General features: G+C 70.8%; 12 protein-coding genes. 5 read left to right on the top strand and 7 right to left on the bottom strand.

Annotation, left to right across the window (positions count from 1 at the left end; all coding sequences use genetic code 11):
- Positions 1-207: 207 nt before the first annotated feature.
- A complete protein-coding gene (locus ACF09C_RS09485) occupies positions 208-1,314 on the bottom strand; it encodes a LacI family DNA-binding transcriptional regulator (RefSeq protein ID WP_315894917.1) in 1,107 nt (368 codons plus the stop codon).
- A gap of 396 nt (positions 1,315-1,710) precedes the next feature.
- Here ACF09C_RS09485 and hisC point away from each other — a divergent pair, with 396 nt between their 5' ends.
- Entirely contained in the window at positions 1,711-2,811 is a 1,101-nt protein-coding gene (hisC, locus tag ACF09C_RS09480; protein ID WP_392091378.1) for a histidinol-phosphate transaminase, read from the top strand.
- Between the two features lie 102 nt (positions 2,812-2,913).
- Here hisC and ACF09C_RS09475 read toward each other — a convergent pair whose 3' ends face one another.
- The gene (locus tag ACF09C_RS09475) at positions 2,914-3,294 is read right to left on the bottom strand and encodes a cyclophilin-like fold protein (protein WP_392090660.1); all 381 of its coding nucleotides are present in this window, start codon (positions 3,292-3,294) and stop codon (positions 2,914-2,916) included.
- Between the two features lie 204 nt (positions 3,295-3,498).
- On the opposite strand from ACF09C_RS09475, the gene ACF09C_RS09470 reads away from it, so the two are divergent.
- From ACF09C_RS09470 to ACF09C_RS09455, 4 genes are read left to right on the top strand one after another with little or no spacing between them, the layout of a single operon-like run.
- A complete protein-coding gene (locus tag ACF09C_RS09470; protein ID WP_392090657.1) occupies positions 3,499-5,007 on the top strand; it encodes a cytochrome ubiquinol oxidase subunit I in 1,509 nt (502 codons plus the stop codon).
- A gap of 18 nt (positions 5,008-5,025) precedes the next feature.
- Positions 5,026-6,033, top strand: a complete 1,008-nt coding sequence (cydB, locus tag ACF09C_RS09465) for a cytochrome d ubiquinol oxidase subunit II (RefSeq protein ID WP_392090655.1) — start codon at positions 5,026-5,028, stop codon at positions 6,031-6,033.
- Positions 6,034-6,048: 15 nt separating this feature from the next.
- The gene (cydD, locus tag ACF09C_RS09460) at positions 6,049-9,723 is read left to right on the top strand and encodes a thiol reductant ABC exporter subunit CydD (protein WP_392090651.1); all 3,675 of its coding nucleotides are present in this window, start codon (positions 6,049-6,051) and stop codon (positions 9,721-9,723) included.
- Positions 9,724-9,743: 20 nt separating this feature from the next.
- Positions 9,744-11,456: a GAF domain-containing protein gene (locus ACF09C_RS09455; protein WP_392090649.1), complete on the top strand. Its 1,713-nt coding sequence runs from the start codon at positions 9,744-9,746 to the stop codon at positions 11,454-11,456.
- Between the two features lie 38 nt (positions 11,457-11,494).
- Here ACF09C_RS09455 and ACF09C_RS09450 read toward each other — a convergent pair whose 3' ends face one another.
- The 5 genes from ACF09C_RS09450 to ACF09C_RS09430 form a co-directional block, all read right to left on the bottom strand.
- Positions 11,495-12,352 (bottom strand): Cof-type HAD-IIB family hydrolase, encoded by an 858-nt coding sequence (locus tag ACF09C_RS09450; protein WP_392090647.1) that lies wholly within the window; start codon positions 12,350-12,352, stop codon positions 11,495-11,497.
- A 103-nt stretch (positions 12,353-12,455) separates the two neighbouring features.
- On the bottom strand, positions 12,456-13,358 hold the full coding sequence (locus ACF09C_RS09445; protein WP_392090645.1) for an LLM class flavin-dependent oxidoreductase: 903 nt from the start codon (positions 13,356-13,358) through the stop codon (positions 12,456-12,458).
- A gap of 65 nt (positions 13,359-13,423) precedes the next feature.
- Positions 13,424-13,876: a hypothetical protein gene (locus tag ACF09C_RS09440; protein WP_392090642.1), complete on the bottom strand. Its 453-nt coding sequence runs from the start codon at positions 13,874-13,876 to the stop codon at positions 13,424-13,426.
- Between the two features lie 58 nt (positions 13,877-13,934).
- Positions 13,935-14,477 carry an RNA 2'-phosphotransferase gene (locus ACF09C_RS09435; protein WP_392091377.1) on the bottom strand — a complete coding sequence of 181 codons (543 nt, stop codon included), beginning with the start codon at positions 14,475-14,477 and terminating at the stop codon, positions 13,935-13,937.
- A gap of 134 nt (positions 14,478-14,611) precedes the next feature.
- Positions 14,612-15,583, bottom strand: coding sequence for a MerR family transcriptional regulator (locus ACF09C_RS09430; RefSeq protein ID WP_392090640.1), 972 nt, complete (start codon positions 15,581-15,583; stop codon positions 14,612-14,614).
- Between the last annotated feature and the right edge of the window lie 33 nt (positions 15,584-15,616).

Here is a 15,616-nt window from a genome sequence, read left to right as displayed (position 1 = left end):
ACATCGCGGACCGGCCTGGTCGGGGTGGTCCGCGATGTCGTGCGCCCATCATAGGAATGAGGGTCCGCCTGTGTGACGCACCAGGGGTGGTGAATCCGGGTCCACTCCGGGTTCACCGGTTGTTTCGCCCGAATTGAGAAGGTCCGGACCAGGGTCGGAGCAGGGCCGGGCCGGAGTTTGTGCCCGGCACGGCCCCGGAGCCGACCCTCAGTCCTTCGCGGGAGAACGGGGCGGGCTGACCGTCGTACGCGGCGAACGCCTCTGGGAGGACGTCCGGACGATGAGTTCGGTCGGTATCACCTGCTCGACCGGTCCGTCGGTGTCGATCCCCTCGATGGCGTCGATGAGGAGCTGGACGACGGCCGTGCCGATGCGGCGCGGTTTGAGCGAGAGGGTCGTGATCGGCGGTTCGGTGTTGGCGTAGACGGTCGACTCGCTGCAGCAGACCAGCAGCAGGTCGTCCGGTACGCGCAGTCCGTAGCGGCGGGCGGCCGCCAGCAGATCGGTTCCGTTGGGGTCGAAGAGTCCGTAGACGGCGTCGGGACGGTCGGGGCGGGCGAGCAGCCGGTCGGCCGCGACGGCGCCCGCGCACGGATCGTGCGCCGGATAGGCCTCGTAGACGGGGTCCTGGCCGACCCGCTCGCACCAGTTCAGGTACGCGGTGGTGGACAGGCGGGTGTAGGTGTCGGTGGTCGTGCCGGTGAGGAGGCCGATCCGGCGGGCGCCGGCGTCGGCGAGGTGGTCGAGGAGGTCGAGGACGGCGGCTTCGTGGTCGTTGTCGACCCAGGCGGTCACCGGGAGGGTGCCGGCGGGGCGCCCGTCGGAGACGACGGGCAGGCCCTGGCGGACCAGCTCGGTGACGACTGGATCGTGGTCGGAGGGGTCGATGACGACGGTGCCGTCGAGGGCGACGTTCGACCAGACGTCATGGCGGGAGGTCGCGGGCAGGATGACCAGGGCGTAGCCCCGGGCGAGCGCGGCCGATGTGGCGGCTCTGGCCATCTCCGCGAAGTACGCGAATTCGGTGAAGGTGAAAGGTTCATCCCCGTAGGTGGTCACGGTCAGGCCGATGAGGCCCGACTTGCCGGTGCGGAGCGTGCGGGCCGCCGCGGATGGGCGGTAGCCCAGCCGGTCTGCGACCTCGCGGACGTGGCGGCGGGTGGCGTCCGGGAGCCGGCCCTTGCCGTTGAGCGCGTCGGAGACAGTCGTGATGGAGACCCCGGCGGCGGCGGCCACATCCCGGATGCCCGCTCGCCCCTGCCGGCTTCCCCGGGTCTGTGCCCGGCTCACCTGGTGCTTCCCTGCTGCTGTCATGGCGAGCCGATAGTAGGGCGAGGGCGGGTGGTTGGGACGCCCGCATATTCACTCGTTGACAGACACGTTTCTGCATGGTCGAGAACCCCTAAAAGCCTTTGAAGGCAAGGGAGTTAGGGGTTCGCACGAGCGATCTATGGTTGTCGACCCGTATGGGCCTGCCCAGGAGTCCATGTCTCGAAGAGGTCTCAACTCACCTCTACGGGCGATGCGCGCCACGGCGCCCGCCACCAGCGCGCGCCACCCGATCGCGCGCTCCCCTGGTTGTCCACAGCGTTCGCCATCCGTTGTCCACAGCCCATTCGCAGCGGAGGCGAATCCTCATAAGGTGAGGAGTATTGGTGGTACGGACGGTCGAGGAGGACCACAGTGAGCGCAGTGAGCGACACCGCAGGAGTGGGCGGAGCCGGCGGTACGGACGGGGCGGGCGGTCCGAGGCTGCGCTCCGTCCTCGACGGCATTCCCACCTACAAGCCGGGCAAGCCGGCCGCCGCCGGCGGTCCGGTCGCCTTCAAGCTGTCCTCCAACGAGAACCCGTACCCGCCGCTGCCGGGTGTCATGGACAGCGCGCTGGCCGCGGCCGGCGCCTTCAACCGGTACCCGGACATGGCCTGCACCGGGCTGATGAACGAGCTGGCCGACCGTTTCGGGGTGCCGCTCGCGCACCTGGCCACCGGCACGGGGTCGGTGGGGGTGGCCCAGTCGCTGATCCAGGCCACCTCGGGCCCGGGCGACGAGGTCATGTACGCCTGGCGGTCCTTCGAGGCGTACCCGATCATCACGCAGATCAGCGGGGCGACCTCGGTGCAGGTGCCGCTGACCGACGGCGAGGTGCACGACCTCGACGCGATGGCCGACGCGATCACCGACCGCACCCGGCTGATCTTCGTGTGCAACCCGAACAACCCCACGGGCACCGCGGTCCGCAGGGCCGAGCTGGAGCGGTTCCTGGACCGGGTGCCCTCCGACGTCCTGGTGGTCATCGACGAGGCCTATCGCGAGTTCGTCCGGGACATGGACATCCCGGACGGCATCGAGCTGTACCGCGACCGTCCGAATGTCGCGGTGCTGCGCACCTTCTCCAAGGCGTACGGCCTTGCGGGGCTGCGGGTCGGCTTCGCGATCGCCCATGAGCCGGTGGCGGCGGCGCTGCGCAAGACGGCGGTGCCGTTCGGCGTGAGTCAGCTGGCGCAGGACGCGGCGGTGGCCTCGCTGCGCGCCGAGGACGAACTGCTCGGGCGGGTCGGCTCGTTGGTAGCCGAGCGCGAGCGGGTCCACGCGGGGCTCGTGGCCCAGGGCTGGACCGTGCCGGACACCCAGGCGAACTTCGTCTGGCTGCGGCTCGGTGAGCGGACGCTCGACTTCGCGGCGGAGTGCGAGCGGCACGGCGTGGTGGTGCGGCCGTTCGCGGGCGAGGGCGTGCGCGTCACGATCGGTGAGAGCGAGGCGAACGACCTGTTCCTGAAGACGGCGGAGGGTTTCCGCCGGGAGGGCTGACGGGCGTGAGTGTGCCCGGACCGGGCGGCAGCGGGTCTGGTTGCCGGGCTCGGGTCGGCCGGGCCGGGTCGGCCGGGCTCGGGTCGGCCGGGCGCGTGGCTGTCAGGCCTCGGCGCGCTCGACGCGGATCGGGTCGCCGTCCCTGACGGTGGCCAGGACGCGGGGATCGCCGTCGAGGGAGCCCAGCAGGTTGCACGGGCTCGCGAGCCGGCACTCGTCGCCCCGGGAGATCGGGGTGGGGCCGTAGGGGAGCGCGAGGGCGTCGCCCTCGGTCCAGAAGGCGACCGTGCCCGGCTCCACCACCTGCCGCGCGTCGGCCTCGACGGCGGTGGAGACCGGAGTGTCGAAGTAGACCTCCTCGCCCCATGTGCGGGCGGTGGAGATGATCGGGAGAGCCCCCGCGAGCGCCTTGCTCGTGGGGGTTTCGTCGAGGGTCGCCGTGGTGTGTCCGGCGGGCCAGGAGATGCGGATCCGAAGGGTCATGCCCCGGATTCAACAATATGTTGAAGGCCTTGGGAAGGGGTGACCTTCGGTAGGGGGACCCCGACTGAAGGTACGGATTTCGTATGAGCCATAATGCTTGTGAATGTGAACGCGTTCACAAGCGTGTCCCTGTTCCTCCCGTAATGGGTGGGATTAAAGGGGCAAACTGCCGATGTGACCACGGCGATGTAAGGAGAAGACGACGTGGACCTAGCTCTGGCGCCAGAGACTCTGGCGCGATGGCAGTTCGGCATCACCACCGTCTACCACTTTCTCTTCGTCCCCCTGACGATCTCTCTCGCCGCGCTCACCGCCGGCCTTCAGACGGCCTGGGTACGGACGGAGAAGGAGAAGTACCTCAAGGCGACGAAGTTCTGGGGCAAGCTCTTCCTGATCAACATCGCGATGGGCGTCGTCACCGGCATCGTGCAGGAGTTCCAGTTCGGCATGAACTGGTCCGACTACTCGCGCTTCGTCGGAGACATCTTCGGTGCGCCGCTCGCCTTCGAGGCGCTGATCGCGTTCTTCTTCGAGTCCACGTTCATCGGCCTGTGGATCTTCGGCTGGGACAAGCTGCCGAAGAAGATCCACCTGGCCTGCATGTGGATGGTGTCGATCGGCACCATCCTCTCCGCGTACTTCATCCTGGCGGCCAACTCCTGGATGCAGCACCCGGTCGGCTACCGGATCAACGAGGCGCGCGGCCGGGCCGAGCTCACCGACTTCTGGCTGGTCCTGACGCAGAACACCGCGCTCACCCAGTTCTTCCACACCATGACGGCCGCGTTCCTGGTCGGTGGCGCGTTCATGGTGGGTATCTCCGCCTTCCACCTGGCCCGCAGGAAGCACATCCCGGTCATGCGGACCTCGCTGCGGCTCGGCCTGATCACCCTGATCATCGCCGGACTCGGCACGGCCATCAGCGGTGACCTGCTCGGCAAGGTCATGTTCAAGCAGCAGCCGATGAAGATGGCCGCCGCCGAGGCGCTGTGGGACGGCGAAGCACCCGCTCCCTTCTCGATCTTCGCGTACGGCGATGTCGACAAGGGCCACAACAAGGTGGCCATAGAGATCCCCGGGCTGCTGTCGTTCCTGGCGAACGACGACTTCAGCTCGTACGTCCCGGGCATCAACGACATCAACAAGGCAGAGCAGGAGAAGTTCGGCCCCGGCGACTACCGGCCCAACATCCCCGTCGCGTACTGGGGCTTCCGCTGGATGATCGGCTTCGGCATGGCCTCGCTGGCCATCGGCATGGTCGGCCTCTGGCTGACCCGGAAGAAGTTCATGCTGGCACCGGGGATGCGGACCGGTGAGGACGAGGTGCCGAACCTCGTCCTGTTCAAGCGGAAGGCGCTCAGCCCACGGTTCACCAAGTGGTACTGGATCGTCGCGCTCTGGACCACGGCCTTCCCGCTCATCGCCAACTCGTGGGGCTGGATCTTCACGGAGATGGGCCGGCAGCCGTGGGTCGTCTACGGCGTGCTGCGCACCAGGGACGCGGTCTCCCCCGGCGTCTCGCAGGGCGAGGTCCTCACCTCGATGATCGTCTTCACCCTGCTCTACGCGGTCCTGGCCGTGATCGAGGTCAAGCTGCTGGTGAAGTACGTCAAGGCCGGACCGCCCGAACTCACCGAGGCCGACCTCAACCCGCCCACCAAGATCGGCGGGGACCACCGTGACCCCGACCGGCCCATGGCCTTCTCGTACTGAGGCTCAGGAGATCGAGGCATGGAACTCCACAACGTCTGGTTCGTACTGATCGCCGTCCTCTGGATCGGCTACTTCTTCCTGGAAGGCTTCGACTTCGGGGTCGGCGTCCTCACCAAGCTGCTCGCTCGCGGCCGCGCCGAGAAGCGCGTCCTGATCAACACCATCGGGCCCGTCTGGGACGGCAACGAGGTGTGGCTGCTCACCGCGGGCGGCGCGACCTTCGCCGCCTTCCCCGAGTGGTACGCGACGCTCTTCTCCGGCTTCTACCTGCCGCTGCTGATCATCCTGGTCTGTCTGATCATCCGCGGTGTCGCCTTCGAGTACCGGGCGAAGCGGCCCGAGGAGAACTGGCAGCGCAACTGGGAGGAGGCCATCTTCTGGACCTCCCTGATCCCCGCGGTGCTGTGGGGCGTGGCCTTCGGCAACATCGTGCGCGGGGTGAAGATCGACGCCGACATGGAGTACGTCGGCACCTTCTTCGACCTGCTCAACCCGTACGCGATCCTCGGCGGCCTCGTCACGCTCGCCCTCTTCACCTTCCACGGGGCGGTCTTCGCCGCGCTCAAGACGGTGGGGGACATCCGTGCCCGGGCCAGGGCGCTCGCGCTGAGGCTGGGTCTGCTCACGGCCGTCCTCGCGCTGGGCTTCCTCATCTGGACCCAGGTGGACAAGGGCGACGGCTGGAGCCTGGGCGCCATGCTCGTCGCCGTCGTGGCGCTGGTCGGCGCCATCGGGGCCATCAAGGTGGGGCGCGAGGGCTGGTCGTTCGCGCTCTCGGGCATCACGATCGCCGCGGCGGTGGCGATGCTCTTCTTCACCCTCTTCCCGAACGTCATGCCGTCTTCGCTCAACCCCGAGTGGAGTCTTACCGTGACGAACGCGTCATCGAGCCCGTACACCCTCAAGATCATGACCTGGTGTGCCGCGATCGCCACTCCGCTGGTGCTGCTCTACCAGGGCTGGACGTACTGGGTGTTCCGCAAGCGGATCGGCACGCAGCACATCGCGCCTGACGCCGCTCACTAGTGGGGGATGTTTCACGTGAAACCGATCGATCCGCGTCTGCTCCGGTACGCCAGGGCCACCCGCTTCTTCCTCGGAGCGGTCGTGGCGCTCGGCCTGGCGGGGGCGGCGCTGGTCGTCGCCCAGGCCATGCTCATCGCCGAGGTCGTGGTGGGCGCCTTCCAGAAGGGTCTGTCGGTTTCCGACCTGACCACGCCCCTGCTGCTGCTCGCCGGAGTGGCGGCGGGGCGGGGGCTGGTCTCCTGGCTGACCGAGCTGGCCGCCCATCGGGCCAGCGCGGCGGTCAAGTCCGAACTGCGGGGCCGGCTCCTGGCCCGGGCGGCCGCGCTGGGGCCGGGATGGCTCAGCGGCCAGAAGGCCGGCTCGCTCGCCGCCCTCGCGACCCGCGGAGTCGACGCGCTCGACGACTACTTCTCGCGCTATCTCCCGCAGCTGGGCCTCGCGGTGGTCGTGCCGGTGGCGGTCCTGGCGCGGATCGTCACGGAGGACTGGATCTCGGCGGCGATCATCGTCGTCACCCTGCCGCTCATCCCGCTCTTCATGGTTCTCATCGGCTGGTACACCCAGGCCCGGATGGACCGGCAGTGGAAGCTGCTGTCACGCCTTTCGGGCCACTTCCTCGACGTGGTGGCCGGCCTTCCGACGCTGAAGGTCTTCGGCCGTGCCAAGGCACAGGCCGAGTCCATCCGCGCCATCACGTCCGAGTACCGGCGGGCGACGATGAAGACGCTGCGCATCGCCTTCCTCTCCTCCTTCGCCCTGGAACTCCTCGCGACGCTCTCGGTGGCGCTGGTCGCGGTCACGATCGGCATGCGGCTGGTCCATGGTGAGCTCGACCTGTACACCGGACTGGTCATCCTCGTCCTGGCTCCCGAGGCCTATCTGCCCATCCGCCAGGTGGGGGCGCAGTACCACGCGGCGGCGGAGGGGCTGGCCGCCGCCGAGGAGATCTTCGAGGTCCTGGAGACCCCGGCGCCCGAGCACGGCACGGCTGCGGTGCCGTCCTCGACGCGTATCGAGCTGGAGAACGTGACCGTTCGCCACGCGGGTCGCTCGGATGCCTCGTTGGACCGGGCCTCGCTGGCGGTGGAGCCCGGAGAGACGGTCGCGCTGGTGGGGCCGAGCGGCGTCGGCAAGTCGACGCTCCTCGATGTGGTGCTGGGGTTCACCGCTCCGGAGGCAGGCGGCTCGGTCCGTGTCGCGGGCGCGGAACTCGGCTCGATGGACGTGGAGGAGTGGCGGTCGCGGATCGCCTGGGTGCCGCAACGGCCCTATCTCTTCGCGGGCACCATCGCCGAGAACATCCGGCTGGCCCGCCCGGACGCCTCCGACGAGGCGGTACGGCACGCCCTGCGGGACGCCGGTGCGGACGGGTTCATCGATGCGCTGCCGGAGGGCGTGGACACCCTGCTCGGCGAGGACGGCGCGGGTCTCTCCGCGGGCCAGCGCCAACGACTCGCGCTGGCCCGCGCGTTCCTGGCCGACCGCCCGGTGCTGCTCCTGGACGAGCCCACGGCGGCGCTGGACGGTGAGACCGAGGCAGCGGTGGTCGACGCGGTCCGTCGGCTCGCGGCCGGCCGCACGGTCCTGCTCGTCGTGCACCGCCCGGCCCTGCTGGCGGTCGCGGACCGCGTGGTCGAACTTGGCCGGGCCGTCGCTCCGGACGAGTCGGTGTCGGTCGAGCTGGGCGGGGCGGCGCCGATCGAGCGGGGCGGGCAGGAAGGCCCCGCCGCTGCTACGGGCCCCGCCGGTTCCGCCGGTACCGCCGGGTCTGTCGGCTCACCCGGGTCCGCCGGTGAGGGCGTGCCTGCCGCGGCGGGCCCCGTCGAGAGGTCCGGCGCCCCAGATGCCCGGTCGGTCTTCGGGCGCATCCGCGCCATGGCCGGAGAGCTTCGAGGCCGGATGGGGCTCGCCCTGCTGCTCGGCAGTCTGGCGCTGGGATCCGCCGTGGGGCTCATGGCGGTGTCCGGGTGGCTCATCTCCCGGGCCTCCGAACAGCCCCCGGTGCTCTACCTGATGGTCGCCGTCACGGCGACACGGGCGTTCGGCATCGGTCGGGCCGTGTTCCGGTACGCCGAGCGGCTCGTGTCCCACGACGCCGTCCTTCGGATGCTCGCGGAACTGCGGGTCGCCGTCTACCAGCGCCTCGAGCGCATCGCCCCCGCCGGGCTGCGCCGCAGCAGGCGCGGCGACCTGCTGTCCCGGCTCGTCCAGGACGTCGACGCGCTCCAGGACTACTGGCTGCGCTGGCTGTTGCCCGCGGGCGCGGCCCTCGTCGTCGGTGTCGGTTCCGTCGGGTTCACCGCCTGGCTGCTGCCCGAGGCAGGGGCCGTCCTCACCGCGGGCCTGCTCGGCGCCGGGGTGGCCGTGCCGCTGCTGAGCGGGGCGATCGCCCGCCGCGCCGAGCGTCGGCTCGCCCCCGCCCGGGGCGCCCTCACCGTCACGGTGGTGGACCTGCTGCGCGGCTGTGCGGAACTGACGGTCGCCGGAGCGCTGAAGGACCGTATCGACCGGGCCCGCGGGGCCGACCGTACGCTCACCTCCATCTCCTCCCGGCAGGCTGTCGCGACCGCCATCGGGGCCGGGCTCTCCGCGCTCTCCTGCGGTCTGACGGTGGCCGCCGCGGCGCTCGTCGGTGTCCAAGCGGTCCGCGACGGCCGCCTCGACGGCGTCACGCTCGCCGTGGTCGTACTGACCCCGCTCGCCGCCTTCGAGGCCGTCACCGGACTGCCTCTCGCCGTCCAGTACCGCCAGCGGGTCAAGCGCAGCGCCGAGCGGGTGTACGAGGTGCTGGACGCACCCGTGCCCGTACGGGAGCCCGAGCGACCCGTCGCACCCCCGTCGCACGCCTTCCCGCTGGAGGTCGTCGGTCTCTCCGCGCGCCATGCGGGCCGCCGGACCGCTGCGCTCAGCGACTTCTCCCTCACCTTGGAAGCCGGGCGGCGCGTCGCCGTCGTCGGCGCGTCCGGATCGGGCAAGACCACGCTCGCCCAGGTGCTGCTGCGCTTCCTGGACGCCGAGTCCGGTTCGTACCGGATCGGCGGGGTGGAAGCGGCCGAGATCGACGGGGACGAGGTCCGGCGCCTGGTCGGGCTCTGCGCCCAGGACGCCCATATCTTCGACAGCTCCATCCGCGAGAACCTGCGGCTCGCCCGTACCGGCGCGAGCGACGACGAACTGCGTGCGGCGCTGGGCCGGGCACAGCTCCTGGGCTGGGTGGAAAGCCTGCCGGACGGTCTGGACACCCTGGTCGGCGAGCACGGATCGCGGCTTTCCGGCGGGCAGCGGCAGCGCCTCGCGCTCGCCCGCGCCCTCCTCGCGGACTTCCCCGTCCTCGTCCTGGACGAGCCGGCCGAACACCTCGACCTGGCCACGGCGGACGCGCTCACCGACGATCTGCTGAGAGCCACCGAGGGGCGCACGACGGTCCTCATCACCCACCGGCTGCACGGCCTCGACGCCGTCGACGAGGTGGTGGTCCTGGACGCGGGCCGGACCGTGCAGCGCGGGCCGTACGAGGAGTTGGCGCGGGCCGAGGGGCCGCTGCGGCGGATGCTGGAGCAGGAGCGCGAGACGGACCTGCTGCTCGCGCCGGGAAGGTCCAGGGGACGGGCCGTGGCAGGGGCGGTGGGACGGACCCCGGGGCAGACGACGAGCGCTACATCGGAGCGCCCGACTTTTCTCGCCAAATAGGACTTACTAGGCTCAAGCCCATGACCGCTGCCGTGCCCGATCTCCCGGACCCCCTGGAAGCCGCCACCCAGGCCACCCGCAGCCTCCAGGGGCTGTCCACGGAACTCACCGCGCGCGTGCCGCAGCTCCTGGAGGCCATGCGCTCGGTCGGCACCGGGCTCGAACTGCACTCCACGCTCGACCGCATCTGCGAGACCGCGGCCGAACTCGCGGGTTCCCGCTACGCGGCGATCGGTGTTGTCGACGAGGAGGGCAAGGGCCTCTCCGACTTCGTCACCTTCGGTGTCGACGAGGAGACGGCCCGGCGGATCGGCCGGCGACCCGACGGACACGCGGGGCTGCTCGGCGCGCTGATCCGGGACCCGCAGACCATCCGCCTCGCCGATCTGTCCAGCGACCCCCGCTCGGCCGGGTTCCCGCCCGGACATCCGCCGATGCGGACCTTCCTCGGGGTTCCGATCAAGGTCCAGGGCGAGATCTTCGGCAACCTGTACCTCGCGGAGAAGATCGACGGCGGCGAGTTCAACGACTACGACGTGCACATGGTCCGCGTCCTGGCGACCGAGGCGGGTATCGCCATCGGCAACGCCCGGCTCTACGAGGCGGCCCGGCAGCGCGAGCGCTGGATCGACGGATCCGTGGCCGTCACCACCGCCCTGCTCTCCGGCGGGGACGCGGACGACGCCCTGACGGTGGTCGCCGAACAGGCCCGCAGGCTCGCCGACGCGGCCGCCGGGATCGTCCTGCTGCCGGCCGAGGACGGCGGCCTGGAGATCGTCGCCGTCTCCTCCGACGTGCCGGCCAAGTCGCTGGGCGTCGTGATCCCGCCCGAGAGCGTCGTGGTGGACCGGCTCCTGGAGGGCGAGGCGGTGTTCGTGGACGACGCCTCGACCGACCCGCGCATGATCAGCCGCGTCGCCGCCGAGTACGGCCCCAGCATGCTACTGCCCCTGCACAGCGGTGGAAGGGTGCTCGGCGCGCTCGCCACACCGCGTGCGCGTGGCGCCCGGCCGTTCACGGAGGCCGAGCGGACGCTCGGGACACAGTTCGCCTCGCAGGCGGCGCTCGCCCTGATGATGGCCGAGGCCCAGCGCGACCGGGAACGGCTCGCCGTCTACGAGGACCGCGACCGGATCGCCCGCGACCTGCACGACTTGGTCATCCAGCGGCTCTTCGCCACCGGGATGATGCTGGAAAGCGCCCAGCGGAAGTCGATCGTGCCCGCGGTGCGTGAGGGCGTCGGCAAGGCGGTCGACGAACTCGACGTGACCATTCAGGAGATCCGTACCGCGATCTTCGCCCTCCAGCAGGGGCCCGCCGAGGCCCCCTCCGGGCTGCGCACCCGTGTGCTGCGGGAGATCAACATGGCCGCCGTGCCGCTCGGCTTCAAGCCCGCGCACCGGTTCCTCGGTGCGATCGACTCGACGGTCGGCGAGCTCACCGGAAAGAACCTCATCGCGGCCCTGCGCGAGGCGCTGTCCAACGCCTTCCGGCACTCCCAGGCCACCAGGATCGAGGTGGTGGTCGACTCGGGCGTCGAGCTGCCGGACGGCACCGCCGGCGTCCGGCTCTCGGTCGCGGACGACGGCGTCGGCATCCCGGAGGGCGGGCGGCGCAGCGGACTGCGCAACCTGGCGCGGCGCGCGGAGTCGCTGGGCGGGTCGAGCTGGTGCGGACCTGGCATCGGCGAGGACGGCGGCGGTACGACCGTGGTGTGGCAGGCGCCTCTGTAGGCGGCCACCGCGGGCCCTGTTACAGAGGCGGGCCCTGTTCAGTCGTCGAGCGTGCCCGCGAGGATCCGCTCGATGACGGCGGCCACACCGTCCTCGTTGTTGTCGACCGTACGACCGGAGGCGGCGGCGACGACATCCGGGTGCGCGTTGCCCATCGCGTAGGAACGGCCTGCCCAGCTGAGCATCTCGATGTCGTTCGGCATGTCGCCGAAGGCGACGACCTCCTCGGCGGAGATGCCGCGTTCGGCGCAGCAGCGGGCCAGGGTGGAGGCCTTGGAGACGCCGGGGCCGCTGATCTCCAGGAGGGCGGTCGGGCTGGACCGGGTGAACGAGGCCAGATGGCCCGCGGCCGCCCTGGCGGTGGCGAGGAAGGCGTCGGGGTCCAGGTCCGGGTGCTGGGCGAGGAGCTTGAGGACGGGGGCGGCGGCACCCGGCTCCTCCTCGAAGAGCAGCTTCTCGGCGGAGGCGACGGTGGCACCCGGGTCGAGGAAGAACGGCGGGTACAGCGGCTCGTAGTGGATGCCTGTCGTCAGCTCGACGGCGAACGAGGTGCCGGGGGCCGCGGCGCGCAGCGCCGCCACGACGTCGAGCGCCACGTCCCGGGGCAGCGGGCGTACGTCCATGAACGTGCCGCCGGAGTGCAGGTCGACGACGGCCGCGCCGTTGGCGCAGATCGCAAGGCCGTGGCCGTGGACATGGTCGCTGACGACGTCCATCCAGCGGGCCGGGCGCCCGGTGACGAAGAAGACCTCGATGCCGGCCCGCTCGGCCGCGGCGAGCGCGGCGACCGTGCGCTCCGACACGGACTTGTCGTCGCGCAGCAGGGTGCCGTCGAGGTCGGTGGCGATGAGTCGGGGGGCCGGGGCGGCGCGGCGCGCGGAGTGGGGTGAGGTCACCGATCCATTGTTCCGCACTCCGTGCACGGGCGTGCGAAGGGGCGCACATCTGAGAGGCCGGGGATGCTTCCTCTCGGATGTGCGTCGGGCGGTCGGTCCTTCGTCAGGCGAGTTGGGCGAGGGCCTCGGTGGCGATCTGCTCGAAGACGCGCTGGTCGGCGGCGAAGTCCGAGTCGGGGATCGGCCAGTGGATGACGATCTCGGTGATGCCGAGCTCCTGGTGCCGTCCGGCGAAGTCGACGAACGCGCCCAGGGACTCCAGGGGTCGCCCTCGGTCCGGGGTGAAGCCGGTGAGCAGGATCTTGTCCAACTCGGCGACGTCCCGGCCGATCTCGGCGCACGCCTTGCCGAGCTTCTCGATCTGGCCCCGGATGGCCGCCACGGACTGCTCGGGCGTGCCGTCCTCGTACAGCTTCGGGTCGCCGGTGGTCACCCAGGCCTGGCCGTGGCGGGCGGCGAGCTTCAGACCGCGCGGTCCGGTCGCCGCGACGGCGAAGGGCAGCCGCGGGCGCTGGACACAGCCGGGGATGTTGCGGGCCTCGACGGCGGAGTAGTGCGTACCCCGCTCGGTCACGGCGTCATGGGTCAGCAGCTGGTCGAGCAGCGGAAGGAACTCGCCGAAGTGATCGGCCCGCTCCCTCGGCGTCCAGGCCTCCTGGCCGAGCACGGTCGCGTCGAAGCCCTCGCCGCCTGCGCCGATGCCGAGCGTGACCCGGCCGTTCGAGATGTCGTCGAGGGAGATCAGCTCCTTGGCGAGCGTCACCGGGTGGCGGAAGTTGGGCGAGGTGACCAGGGTTCCGAGGCGGAGCCGCTCGGTGGCCGTCGCGGCGGCGGTGAGCGTGGGCAGGGCGCCGAACCAGGGGCCGTCGCGGAAGGTCCGCCAGGACAGGTGGTCGTAGGTGTAGCCGGCGTGGAAGCCGAGCTCCTCGGCACGCTGCCAGCGCTCGCGGCCGCCGTCGTGCCAGCGGTGGACGGGAAGGATCACGGTGCTCAGGCGCAGGGTCATGCCCCCGAGCCTACGGCGGGCCCGGACGCCTCCGTCGGACTCGGCCCCGCCGGCGGACGTCCCGGTCAGCCGACCCGTCCGCTCATCCAGGGGGTGAGTGTGCCGCGCAGGACCAGCTCCTTGTACGTCTCGTCGCCGGGAAGGGGCACGATCAGCCACCAGCCGGGCGGGAAGAACTTGCCCTTCACGTGGGCCAGGCCGCCGTGGACGGAGCGGACGAAGGCGGGGACGGCGTCGCGGGGGATGTCGGCGAACTCCACGCCGTCGACGTCGATCTTCGCGTCGTCCTCGGGGAAGAGCTGGACGGTCATCGCGGGGTTGCCGCCGAGCTCGACGAAGGCCTCGTGCGGGAGCGAGCCGTCCGCGTCGAGGACGGTGAAGACGCCGGCGGAGGTCCGGCGGGAGGTCTGGTCGGCACCGATGTCGTCGGTGACCTTCATCTCCAGGCCGAACTCGCGGGCGATCTCGCGGAGTGCGGTGACGGCGGATTCGGTGGTGGGCAGATGGGGGTGCGCCATGGGACCGATCATGCCCGAGGGGATCGGTTTCGGCTGGTCCCGCCGGGATCAGCCGGGATCAGCCAGGGAAGCGGAGGAACTCCGGGGGGACGGCGTCGGTCAGCCAGACGCCGTTGGCGCTGACGTGGAAGACATGGCCGGCCCGGTGCATCGCGCCCGCGTCCACGCTCAGGACCACGGGGCGGCCCCGGCGTGCGCCGACGCGGGTCGCGGTCTCCCGGTCGGGGGAGAGGTGGACGTGGTGACGGGCCATGGGGCGCAGGCCCTCGGCTCGGATGGCGTCCAGACTGGCGGCGACCGTACCGTGGTAGAGGTACGCGGGCGGTTGCGCGGGCGGCAGATCGAGGTCGACCTGGACCGTGTGGCCCTGGCTGGCCCTGATCCGGTCGCCGTCGATGGCGAAGCGCTTCTTGTCGTTGGCGGCGACGACGTGGTCCAGCTCGGCCCGGGTGATCGGGAAGCCGTGGTCGCCGGCCGCGCGCAGGAGGGCGTCGATCTCGGTCCAGCCGTTCGGGTCGAGGACGAGGCCGATCCGCTCGGGTTGGTGCCGCAGGTGTTTCGAGAGGTACTTGGACACCTTCACGGTGCGTCTGTCGTCCATGGGTGCGTTCATGGCGCCAGCATGACGGAGCGCGGATCCCGCGACCAATGATTTCGGTTCGGATGTTTGATCCACAGCCAACTTGAGTTATCCACAGGGGAATTGGCGATTCTGTGGACAACGCCCGCACGTTATCAGATGACTTGATCTATTGATCCGTTTTCAGGGCCATTTGAGGAAAGTGCATCCAATGTTCTTGTCTGTACCTCTCGTTCGGCGGCAGCGGTGACGAAGGCCGCCACGTTCTCCGCGCCAACCAGGCGCTGAACGGCCCGAATCGTCCCGGCCGGGAGGGAAACCGGGCGCGGCTCATCGCCGCGCGGGGGCGGGGGCTCGGAGGACAGGTGGTGCTGCAGGTGGCGGGTGGCGAACAGGCGCATCGCGCGGGCGAGTTCGGCGTCCACGGTCTGCTGTGCGAGGGGCCGCAGCCGGCGCACCATCGCCGCCGCCTCGGCGGCATCGGCGTCCGTCGGCGGCCGGTGCTCCAGATAGCGGGCGAAGACGTGCTCGGTCGTGAACTCCAGGAAGCGCGAGGCGATGTGTTCGACCTGGACGCGAAGTTCCCTCAGATGTCCGGAGATCGCGGTCAGCGGAACGCCCGCCTCGTACAACTCGGCCGCGACAGCCAGCTCCTGGGGGCTCGGAACAAGGAACTCGTCGTCCCGGTCCGGGATCCGCTCCAGGACACCCAGCTCGATCGCCTCCCTGATCGCGTCCTCGTCGGGCTTGCCGCCGAAGGTGGCGTCCAGCTCCGCGCGGGAGATCCGGTCGGCCTCCTCGTCCGTCCACGGCCCGTCGACCTCGGCGACCAGACCCAGCACGCCGCCGAGCCCGCGCCCCGCGTCCCAGGCCTCCAACAGCTCCTTGATCGAGGCCAGGGTGTAGCCGCGGTCGAGCAGGTCGGCGATCTGCCGGAGCCGGGCCAGATGGGTGTCCCCGTACACGTTGGACCTGCCGCGGCGCTCGGGGCGGGGGAGCAGACCGCGGTCCTGGTAGGCGCGGATCGTCCGGACCGTGGCACCACTGTGGTGGGCGAGGTCCTCGATCCGGTACTCCACCGGGGAGCCCTGCGCCGAAGGCGCCCCCTGTGCCGTCTGCTCTACCACGCCCACTCCCAGCCGCTCGCTCCTGCCGCCCCC

Origin of the sequence: Streptomyces sp. NPDC014870 (assembly GCF_043081505.1) — a bacterium.
Lineage (GTDB): Bacteria > Actinomycetota > Actinomycetes > Streptomycetales > Streptomycetaceae > Streptomyces.
The sequence above is the reverse complement of the archived record's forward strand: the minus strand, read 5'-3'. Positions and strand labels throughout refer to the sequence as shown.

Bases quoted from the DNA above. Each gene is read 5' to 3' on its own strand.
- ACF09C_RS09455 (WP_392090649.1), top strand. From the start codon at position 9,744: ATGACCGCTGCCGTGCCCGATCTCCCGGACCCCCTGGAAGCCGCCACC.
- ACF09C_RS09440 (WP_392090642.1), bottom strand. From the start codon at position 13,876: ATGGCGCACCCCCATCTGCCCACCACCGAATCCGCCGTCACCGCACTC.
- ACF09C_RS09475 (WP_392090660.1), bottom strand. From the start codon at position 3,294: ATGACCCTTCGGATCCGCATCTCCTGGCCCGCCGGACACACCACGGCG.
- ACF09C_RS09445 (WP_392090645.1), bottom strand. From the start codon at position 13,358: ATGACCCTGCGCCTGAGCACCGTGATCCTTCCCGTCCACCGCTGGCAC.
- cydB (WP_392090655.1), top strand. From the start codon at position 5,026: ATGGAACTCCACAACGTCTGGTTCGTACTGATCGCCGTCCTCTGGATC.
- ACF09C_RS09485 (WP_315894917.1), bottom strand. From the start codon at position 1,314: ATGACAGCAGCAGGGAAGCACCAGGTGAGCCGGGCACAGACCCGGGGA.
- ACF09C_RS09435 (WP_392091377.1), bottom strand. From the start codon at position 14,477: ATGGACGACAGACGCACCGTGAAGGTGTCCAAGTACCTCTCGAAACAC.